At 69.2% G+C, this 9,540-nt stretch carries 10 protein-coding genes and 1 pseudogene; 6 read left to right on the top strand and 5 right to left on the bottom strand.

All coding sequences use genetic code 11. The annotated features are described in order from the left end of the window. The 3 genes from RWX45_RS04785 to RWX45_RS04775 form a co-directional block, all read left to right on the top strand. A partial coding sequence (locus tag RWX45_RS04785; protein ID WP_316022628.1) for a class I SAM-dependent methyltransferase occupies positions 1–539 on the top strand: 539 nt, incomplete at its 5' end. Between the two features lie 62 nt (positions 540–601). Beyond that, positions 602–1,471 (top strand): formyltetrahydrofolate deformylase, encoded by an 870-nt coding sequence (gene purU, locus RWX45_RS04780; RefSeq protein WP_316022627.1) that lies wholly within the window; start codon positions 602–604, stop codon positions 1,469–1,471. Between the two features lie 85 nt (positions 1,472–1,556). Beyond that, a complete protein-coding gene (locus RWX45_RS04775; RefSeq protein WP_316022626.1) occupies positions 1,557–2,030 on the top strand; it encodes a hypothetical protein in 474 nt (157 codons plus the stop codon). 137 nt (positions 2,031–2,167) lie between these two features. Here the strand turns inward: RWX45_RS04775 and RWX45_RS04770 are convergent, their stop codons facing one another. From RWX45_RS04770 to RWX45_RS04760, 3 genes are read right to left on the bottom strand one after another with little or no spacing between them, the layout of a single operon-like run. Next, positions 2,168–3,292, bottom strand: coding sequence for an ABC transporter permease (locus RWX45_RS04770; protein ID WP_316022625.1), 1,125 nt, complete (start codon positions 3,290–3,292; stop codon positions 2,168–2,170). Positions 3,293–3,337: 45 nt separating this feature from the next. After that, a complete protein-coding gene (locus RWX45_RS04765) occupies positions 3,338–4,468 on the bottom strand; it encodes an ABC transporter permease (protein ID WP_316022624.1) in 1,131 nt (376 codons plus the stop codon). Then, a complete protein-coding gene (locus tag RWX45_RS04760; protein WP_316022623.1) occupies positions 4,465–5,505 on the bottom strand; it encodes an ABC transporter ATP-binding protein in 1,041 nt (346 codons plus the stop codon). The genes RWX45_RS04765 and RWX45_RS04760 overlap by 4 nt, the downstream gene beginning before the upstream one ends. Before the next feature lie 27 nt (positions 5,506–5,532). On the opposite strand from RWX45_RS04760, the gene RWX45_RS04755 reads away from it, so the two are divergent. The 3 genes from RWX45_RS04755 (at position 5,533) to RWX45_RS04745 (ending at position 7,921) form a co-directional block, all read left to right on the top strand. Beyond that, positions 5,533–6,147: a TetR/AcrR family transcriptional regulator gene (locus RWX45_RS04755; protein ID WP_316022622.1), complete on the top strand. Its 615-nt coding sequence runs from the start codon at positions 5,533–5,535 to the stop codon at positions 6,145–6,147. 613 nt (positions 6,148–6,760) lie between these two features. Continuing rightward, entirely contained in the window at positions 6,761–7,321 is a 561-nt protein-coding gene (locus RWX45_RS04750; RefSeq protein WP_316022621.1) for a zinc ribbon domain-containing protein, read from the top strand. Positions 7,322–7,363: 42 nt separating this feature from the next. Then, on the top strand, positions 7,364–7,921 hold the full coding sequence (locus tag RWX45_RS04745; RefSeq protein ID WP_316022620.1) for a DUF664 domain-containing protein: 558 nt from the start codon (positions 7,364–7,366) through the stop codon (positions 7,919–7,921). A gap of 120 nt (positions 7,922–8,041) precedes the next feature. Here RWX45_RS04745 and RWX45_RS04740 read toward each other — a convergent pair whose 3' ends face one another. Next, the gene (locus RWX45_RS04740; protein WP_316022619.1) at positions 8,042–9,271 is read right to left on the bottom strand and encodes an N-acetylglucosamine-6-phosphate deacetylase; all 1,230 of its coding nucleotides are present in this window, start codon (positions 9,269–9,271) and stop codon (positions 8,042–8,044) included. Positions 9,272–9,325: 54 nt separating this feature from the next. Next, positions 9,326–9,540, bottom strand: a pseudogene (locus RWX45_RS04735) (winged helix DNA-binding domain-containing protein); the annotation flags it as partial.

Here is a 9,540-nt window from a genome sequence, read left to right as displayed (position 1 = left end):
ACCACGATGTGACCACCGCCTCCGGCGTCTTCTCCGCCGACCGGCTGGACCTGGGCACCCGCGTGCTGCTGCGTCAGATTCCCGACCCGCCGCAGGAGGGCACCTTCCTCGACCTCGGCTGCGGCTGGGGGCCGATCACCCTGGCACTGGCCGACGCGGCACCCGCCGCCACCGTGCTCGCCACCGACGTCAACGAGCGCGCCGTCGAGCTGACCGGCCGCAACGCCGCCGACGCCGGGCACAACCACGTGCGCGCCGTCGTCGCCGAGCAACTGCTGGCCGAGCTGCGCCAGGCGGGCACCCGAATCGACCTCATCTGGTCCAACCCGCCCATGCGGATCGGCAAACAGGCACTCCATGGGTTACTCACCGACTGGCTCGCCCTGCTGGCCGACGACGGCGAGGCCTGGCTGGTGGTGCAGCGGAACCTGGGCGCCGACTCCCTGGCCACATGGCTCACCAAGCAGGGCTGGGCGGTCTCCCGCGAGGCCTCCTCCAAGGGCTATCGACTCCTACGCGTCACCCGGCCCCAGTCCTGACCGGCCCGTCCGTCCAACGAACCGGTGTCTCCCAGGCCGCCGACCCCGGCTACCCTCCTGCCATGACCACGTCCGCCTCGCCCGCGCCTGCCGCGCATCTCGTGCTCACGCTGTCCTGCCCCGACCGTCCCGGCATTGTCCACGCCGTCTCCGGGGCGCTGGCCCGCCGCGGCGGGAACATCACCGAGTCCAAGCAGTTCGGGGATGAAGTCTCGGGGCTGTTCTTCATGCGCGTGCAGGTGCTCACCACGGTGCCGCGCGAGGAACTGGAAAAGGACCTGGAAGAACTCGCCCGCACCTACGAGATGGACTGGTCCCTGGATGAGGTGGGGCGCCGCGTACGCACCCTCATCATGGTGAGCAAGGAGGGGCACTGCCTGACCGACCTGCTCTTCCGCGCCCGCAGCCAGGGGCTGCCCATCGACGTCGTCGGCGTGGTCGGCAACCATGAGGACCTGAGGCCCGTGGCCGACTTCTACGGCGTGCCCTTCCACCACATCCCGGTGACCAAGGACACCAAGGAGACCGCCGAGTCCCAGCTGCTGGAGCTCGTAGCCGCGCTCGACGTCGAGCTGGTGGTGCTGGCCCGCTACATGCAGATCCTCTCCCCCGCCCTGTGCGAGCGCCTGCACGGCGGAGTCATCAACATCCACCACTCCTTCCTACCCAGCTTCAAGGGCGCCAACCCCTATCGGCAAGCACACGAGCGCGGCGTCAAGCTCATCGGCGCCACCGCCCACTACGTGACCCCGGACCTGGATGAGGGCCCGATCATCGAGCAGGACGTCACCCGCGCCGGCCACGAGGACTCCGTGGACAATCTGCGCGCCAAGGGCCAGGACGTCGAGCGGCGCGTCTTGGCGCAGGCGGTGCGCTGGCATGCCGAGCACCGGGTCCTGCTCAACGGTCACCGCACCGTCGTCTTCGCCTGAGCCCCCGCCGCGCCTACCCGGACCTCCGGCCGGGATTTGCTGACACCCCTTGCCGCTGGAACGTGAGTGGCGACACACTCAAGCCGTGCCCGGCTCTCTCATTCTGCGTCTTCTCGCCGTCCTCACCACCACCATGGTCGCCGGCTTCCTCACCATGTACTGCCTGACGATCGGCGGCTATTTCAGCCACATGGTGCGCACCGCCCAGATCGAGGACCTGCAACGCACCTATGCGCCCTTCCGACGTCGCACCCACCTGAAAACGATCTACGCCGCGGCCATGCTCGTGCAGTTCTTCATCGCCGTCGCGGCACTGACGTCGGGCTGGCACGCGCCCCTCACCGGCCGCGTACTGGCCGTCTGCGCGCTGCCACTGCTGCTGGCCGTGCACCGGATCACCGGCTTCACCAACCCCGAGGAGACGCTGGTCTCCGGTCAGGCCCTCTCCGACGCCGAGGCCGCCCGCTACCTGCGTCTCAACCTGCCGCTGCACGCGTTCTATGCCTGTTTCTACACGCTCACAGCGGCCTGGACGCTGGTTGAGCTGACCCACATCTGAGGCGCGGTGTCAAAATCCCTGATAAACGACGCCAACCGTCTCTTAGCCGCGGAGCAGAACCGCATGATTCCAACGATGCGCATGAGGCGATCCGCGCCCGCGGCCCCGTTTGTCATCGATTTTGACACCCACACCCCTCATAGCCGACGCCGCAGCGCCCAGACGCCCGCCCCCACCCCGACCAGGGCGGCGATTGCTCCGCCCAGCAGTATCGGGCCGGGCGACGGCGGCTGGGTCATCCAGGCCTGCGCCTGCATGCTTTCGAACACGTACGCCGGCGGCCAGAAACGATCGAATGCCTGGACCGCGCGCGGCAGTGTGGCGACCGAGGAGAAGCCTCCCGCAGCGAAGAAGGAGCCTGCAAAGGTGATCATGAGGAGCGGCTGGATGGTGCGGTAGTCGCGCAGCCAGGCGCCGACGGCGATGCCGACACCCGCGCACGCAATCGACACGAGGGCGGCAATCGCCACGAGGACGGGCAGCCGCCCGACCGGTATGCGCACCCCGAAGACGCCGACCGCGACCATCAGCGTCACCAGGGTGTTGATGGCGCCGGCCGCGATCGCCGCCAGGAGCATGCCCGTGGTCAGATCGGTGAGCGGACGGGGAGCGAGCCGAATCTCCTTGACGGTGCGCCGCTCCCACTCGCGGGCGACCATGATCGCGGCGTTGAGCGCCGAGCCGACCATGATGGCCAGGATGACGGCGCTGTGGGCGATGAAGGTGCGGCGCGGCACGTCGTCGACCCGGGTGGTGGTCTGGGTGACGGTGACAGGCGCCTGTCCGGGCGCGTTCGCGGCGGCGTAGTCCTGTACCGCCCGGGTCAGGCGCAAGCGGGCGTTCTTCATCATGTCGGTGTTGATGTTGTACACGCGCGTGTACAACACCGGAATCTCACCGGCATCAATGCGCTCATCGAAGTCCTCGGGGATGGTGACCACCAGGTGCAGGCGTCCCTCATCCACGAGTCGGCGCGCCTGGTCCGCATCGGTGGTGACCACCCGGAAGTAGGGGCTGATATTTCCGCGCAGCTCGCGCACCTGGGTTTCGAAGGCCGCAGCGTGCGCGCCGCCGCCCTCATTCACCAGCCCGATGTTCCACTCGTCGCCGCCGAAGCCGAAGAGGATGCCGCACAGGAACATGAGCACAAGGGGAATGAGCATGGGACCGACCAGGGCCTGTCGGTCGCGCGCCCACTGGCGCATGCCTTTGCGGGCGATGGCGCCGATACGATCCAGATGTCGAATCGCCGGGGCGGGCATGGGGCCAGGGGCTCGGTGGATCGGTGTTGCCGTGGAAGTCATGGGTCACTGCCCTCCGGAGAGTTGAGAGTAGGCGCGGCGCAGCAGCCATCCCGCCAGGGTGAGGATCGCCGCCGTCGCCACCAGCACGATGGCCAGGTTGCCGGGTAGGTCGGCGGTGTCGCCGGTGAGCATGATGCTGCGCGCGGAGTTGAAGGCGTAGGTCGTCGGCAGCACCCGTGAGAGCTGCCACAGCCCGGTCATCGGCTGCCCCCAGGCGAGCCCGCGCATGGACTCCTCATTGCCCGAAACCAGGAAGAACGCGACGGCCAGGGTGATGAGCACCGAGGCGGTCACCAGCGTCTTCTTGGAGGCCACGCCGACGACGGCACCGATACCCGATCCCATGAGCAGCGCGGCGAGGATGATGCCCGCCATGGCCAGCAAACTTCCGGTCGGCCGGAAGTCGAAGCCGACCACGAGCACCACGAGCACAAGCGCCACCGAGGCCAGCGACTGCCCGAGCCCGGCGAGTACCTTGCCGGCCACCAGCGCGCCGCGTCCCAGCGGCGCGAGTAGCAGGTCCTTGACCGTGCGGTCGTTCCACTCCGAGGCCACCTGCAGCCCGGTGTTGACCATGGCCGCATACAGGCAGCCGAAGAGCAGCAGGCTCGTGGAGATGTAACCGAGCATGGTGGGGTCCCGCGGCAGCCACCGCGTCTCCTCCACTCTCACCACCGGTTCCGTCAGCTCGTCGTCGAGCGCGCGCACCGCCGCGTCCAGCCGCAGCCGCAGGTTCTTGGAGTAGTCGGAGTTGATGTTGTTCAGCCGCAGCTGGACCGTGGCTTCTCCGTCCGCCGCGGCGCGTGAGAATCCTTCGGGAATGATGATGACGGCGAGTGCCCGCTGGGTGTTGAAGGCGTCGGGGGCCTCGCCCGGATCGGTGGTCCGCACGTCGTAGTAGGGGCCTTCGTCAGAGCCAATGGTGCGCAGGACCTCAACGAGGCGCGTCGCCGTGGATCCGCCGTCGTAGTCGGCGACCACGACCGGATTGTTGTTGGAGACGGGCACGATGAGCGAGTAGAAGAAGATGAATACGAGGGGGACGACCACGCTGATGACCATGAGGAAGGGCTGGCGGACGAACCGTGTCCAGTCCTTGATCGCAATGGCCGCGACTGCTCGGAGGGCTCTCATGCTCCGCCCCCGTCCCGCAGCGCCGTACCGGTCAGGTCCAGGAAGACATCGTTGAGGTCGGGGCGCCGGATGCCGACGACGACGGCGCTCGGGTCCCGTTCAACGAGCCAGTCGAGGATGGCGCGGGTGGTGGCCGGAGCGCCGTCGGCCGATACCGAGGCGACGCCGTCGTGCCAGGAGACGCCGGTGACGCCGGGCAGTTGCGCCAGCTCCGGAATCGGGCGGGCGGTGCGGATGTCGATGAAGGTCTGGCCGAGTCGGCCGCGCAGTTCGTCGGGAGTGCCGGAGGCGATGAGGACGCCGTGATCGAGGATGGCGAGATTGTCGGCGAGCGCCTGGGCTTCCTCCATGTAGTTGGTGGTCAGCAGCACGGTGCCGCCGTCGTCGGCGATGCGCCGCACCCGTTCCCACAGGGCGGCGCGGGACTGGACGTCGACGCCGAGGGTGGGCTCGTCCAGCACCACGACGCTGGGGGCGGTGAGTAGGGCGCGAGCGAGGGCCAGGCGCCGCTGCATGCCGCCGGAGTAGGTGCCCACTCGGTCGCGTCGTCGCTGAGCCAGGCCGACGAGCTCAAGGACCTCGTCGATGCGCTCGCGTCGGCGTCGCCGGGCCACGCCGTAGAGGCGAGCGTGGAAGGCGAGGTTCTCGTCCGCCGTCAGGTCGTTGTACAGGGCGGTCTCCTGCGGGACCACGCCCAGCCGGGAGCGCACGGCGGTGACATTGGTGCGCACGTCGATGCCCTCGCACACAATCGTTCCGCGGGTTGGTCGCAGCAGGCCGCACAGGAGGTTGACGGAGGTGGTCTTGCCCGAGCCATTGGGGCCGAGCAGACCGAAGATCTGGCCGCGTTCGATGTTCAGGTTGAGGCTCTCGAGGGCGACCAGCGGCTCGGCATGGCGTCTGGGGAACTCCATGTGCAGGCCGCGGAAGCTGACGGCGCAGTCGGCCGGCGATGGCGGTCTCGGGGCAGCGCGGGAGGCTGGCGCGGCCGTGTCCGGGCGGAGCGGGGCGGTACCGGTGTTGTGTGAGGCGGTCATGGTTGCCAGCGAACGCCATCGCGCCCCATGATTTCTACTGTGGTGAATAAACGACGCGGTCGTCCCTCAGGCCCCTCGGACAGACGGGAGCGGATCCTGCACGCCGCCCGCGACCGCTTCGAGCACGATGGTTATGCCCGCGCCTCCCTGCGGTCGATCGCCCGACAGGCCGACGTCGACCACGCCCTCATCACCTACTACTTCGGCTCCAAGGAGGGACTTTTCCGCGCCGTCGCCGAACTCGCGCTGAGCCCTGCACAGGGGTTCGACATCGTGACCTCCAAGGTACCGCCGGAGTATCTGGCCGAGGCTCTGCTGCGCGCCACCCTGTCCGCTTGGGACCGTCCCGACTACCGCGCCGGCCTTGCCCGCCTGTTCGCGGACGCCCTGGCATCCCCGTCCGGTTCGAGGGTGCTGCGGGAATATCTGCAGTCGGAGATGATGGCGCGCCTGTCGGAATACATCGAGGGCCCCGACGCCGCCCAGCGAACGGCTGCGGCGGCAGCCATCATCGGCGGCCTGTTCCTCACCCGCTACCTGCTACGACTCGAGCCGGTGACCTCGCTCCCCGCCGACGACGTCGTCGCCCAGCTGGCGCCCGCACTGCACTCGGCGCTCGGGCCGCGTCGGGCCGTGCACTGACCGCGCACAGTCGGCAGCTCACGACCGGGCGCACGGCACGGTCTGAGGACTGCACCCCGACCGCCTCATCTCCCCTGGCGCCGACACCGGCACCAGTGACACGCCGAGGCCGTTGAAGTGGCTGGCTGTGCTGATGCGATGTGGCTGCGACGTGGCCCGGCGCGCCCGCAGCGAGCGCGTGACCCGGAACCGGGAGCCGTCCCCGGGGCTGCCCAGCGGGGACAGCGGGACCCTCTACTACGCCAGTTCACCGTCTAGTACGCCGGTTAGGGGTCTGCTGAAGGCCTCGGAAGCCTTCAGCGGTCCTCGAAGTGGCGTAGTAGACCCCGAACAGGCGTAGCAGACGCAGCCGCAGGCCCAGTGCCGACCACTGGGGCGCAGTCATGGGACCGCATCCCGGCCACCACGGGACAAGATCCCGGCCGGCGTTCCGAGACTTAGCCCACCCTCAGCAACTTCGCACGGTTTCGGCACGTTACAAGTGCCGGTTTCGGCATGTTATTAGTGCCGGTTTCGGTGAGGGCGGTTCGGGGGCCAGAGCGCCGTTCCCAATTCGTGATTCTTGAAGTGCCTCGGCTAGGGTGAAGGTTCGCGGACTACTCGGAGGCTTCTCATGACCAACTATCCCCCGCCCGATCAGCGCTCCCCGTATGCGGACAACGGCGGGCGGCCGCGCAGCTACGACGTGCAGCCATGGCGGAAGTGGACCTACTACACCGGGGGCGTCCTCGTGGGCATCGGCCTGCTGCTCTTCTTCAGCGTCTTTATCGCCGCCATCGCCGGCTTCGCGGGGATCGGTGCCTCGTCAGGCTCCCCCTTGGCCATGGGTGACAGTATCGGTCGCGCATTCCGGTTCTTCCCCCTGTCATTCGTGGGCTTCTTCCTCATTGGAATCGGCCAGTGGATCCGAGGGGTCGGCAAAAAGGGCCTGGCGGGCTCCGGCGTCGTGCTGTCACCTCAGGGAGAGGCTCGCGATGCCGAGCCATGGAGGCGCTCCGAGGGCGCACAGGACCAGATGCGACTGGAAGAGATTCCTACCCTGCGCACCGCAATGGAAGGTGCCCCCAAGCCCGCGGATTCCCCGGCCGAGGTGGTCAAGCTGCGCTGCCGCTCCTGCGGTTACCTGGAGACCGAGGACGCCGCCTTCTGCTCCCACTGCGGCCAGCGCATCTGACCGCCCCTGGTCACGGCGCTCGCCCGCGCCTACGGTGAGGGCATGAGCGAGCACACCAACGTCCCTCCGCACGCCAACCCGTACCGCGAACTGCTCTTCGCCTCGCTGGAGCGCTCTCGCGAGCGCTTCGACCGCGCCCTGGACGGCGTGAGTGTGGAGCAGGCCAACACCCAGCCCACTCCCGAGCTGGCCCCGCGCATCGACTCCCTGACCTGGCTGGTGTGGCACACCGCCCGCGAGATCGACATGCAGGTATCCGCCCTTGCCGGCACCCAGATGCTGTGGACTACCGGCGGCTTCAAGGAGCGCTTCGCCCTGCCGCTTCCGGACGACACCGAGGACTGGCGCCACACCCCCGAGCAGGCCGCACTGGTGCGCGTGGATGACCTCTCCGTCGCCACCGATTATCTCGACGCCGCCTACGGCCTCATCCGCGACTACCTGGGCGGGCTGTCGGCACAGGCGCTGGACGACGTCGTCGACCGCTCCTGGGACCCGCCGGTCACCCGCGGCGTGCGGCTGGCCTCCATCATCGACGACGCCGCCCAGCACTCCGGCCAGGCCATGTACACCCGTCGACTACTCGGCCTGCCCGGCTGACGCTATCCCGCCTGCGCGGGGGACACCGGCGACGTCGTCCGCACCAACCGCCGCGCCGCGACACCGTCCGCCAGGAGGTAGCCAACCGCGATCGCCGTCAGCGGCACCAGCCCGACGGCCTCAGCTCACGACCTGGCCGCTGTGCACCACCTGGAGCGGGCGCAGGTCGGAGTCGGTGACGACGACGTCGGCCCGCCGCCCAGCCTCCAGGGCACCGATGCTCGAATCCCCCAGGATGCGAGCGCCCTGCACGCTCGCCGCATAAACAGCGTCGACCAGCGCCACGCCGCCCCGCCAGGTCGTGCGCACCACGTCGATGAGGTGCGCGGTCCCGCCGGCGATCGTGCTCTGACCGCGCAAACAGGCCACGCCGCCCGCAACCGTCACCGGCAATGAACCCAGCACATAGTCGCCGTCGGACATCCCCGCAGCGGCCATGGCGTCGGTGACGAGCACGACGTTGTCCCGTCCCAGCGTGTCGAACACGTCCCGCACCAGCTCGGGCGCGAGGTGCACTCCGTCCCCGATCAGCTCCACCACGCAGCGGCCCCGCGCCGCGGCCGCCACCAGTGCCGGAACCGGTCCCGGGTCGCGGTGATGCACCGGACGCATCCCGTTAAATAGGTGCGTGGCCGTGACCCGGTGCGAGCGGATCGGATCCCCCGCGTCCTGCCGCGCGGCCAGCCGCTCCGCGGCCTCGTCGACGGCGGCCCGCGTCACCTCCGCCGCCGCATCCGTATGGCCGAAGGAGGGTAGGGCACCGCCCTCAATGAGCGCCGCCACGACGCCGTCGTCCCCTCTCACGCCGGGTCGCTCCGGCGCCAGGGTCATCGTCGTCAGGTATCCGCCGCCCAGTTCCAGCAGTTCTCGCGTGAGGGCGGCGTCCGGAGCGGCGATCTGCTCGGGGTTCTGCGCGCCGCAGCGCTCGGGGGAGATGAACGGCCCCTCCAGGTGTATACCCGCAAGCTCTCCGCACTTGCACAATCCCGCCAGCAGGGCCACCCGTTCGCGCAGCACCGCCGGCGACGCCGTCACGCACGAGGCCACCAGACTGGTCGTGCCATGACGACGGTGCTCTCCGACCACCGTCATGGCCTGGTCGGTATTGACCGCGTCGGGGAAGGACTCCCCGCCCCCACCGTGGCAGTGCACATCAACCAGCCCCGGCAGCACGTAGCCGCCTTCGGGCGCATAAGCCGCAGCCGCGAGCGCCGCTCCGAACCTGGCCCGCACGGCCTTGGATGCCGGACCCACCCAGACGATCCGCGCATCCTCAAGGACCACGAGACCATCGTCAATGATCGTTGTCGGGGTCACCACCCGACCTGAATACGCGGTGACACTGCTCACGCCCCCATGCTACCGGCGCGGCGGCCTCACGGGTCGCAAACGAGTCGTTGCGTCTCAGGCGAGCCGGCGCTCGACCGCAGACACCGCCCGCGTCACCGCGCGCTCCAGCCGGGCGGACCGGCGGGCGTCATCGGCCCACAGCAGGCCCTCCCCGACGGGCCGCACCGCCACCACGCGACCCCGGTCCACGAGCAGTGGGCGGAACATGCCGTTGCGCGCGGGGCAGATCAGCCTCTCCCCCGCGGCGTCGGTCAGGCACAGGCGGTTCT

Source organism: Actinomyces sp. MRS3W (assembly GCF_032465695.1).
Taxonomy (GTDB): domain Bacteria; phylum Actinomycetota; class Actinomycetes; order Actinomycetales; family Actinomycetaceae; genus Actinomyces.
Note: the sequence above shows the minus strand (reverse complement) of the source record. Positions and strands in the feature narration are given on the sequence as shown.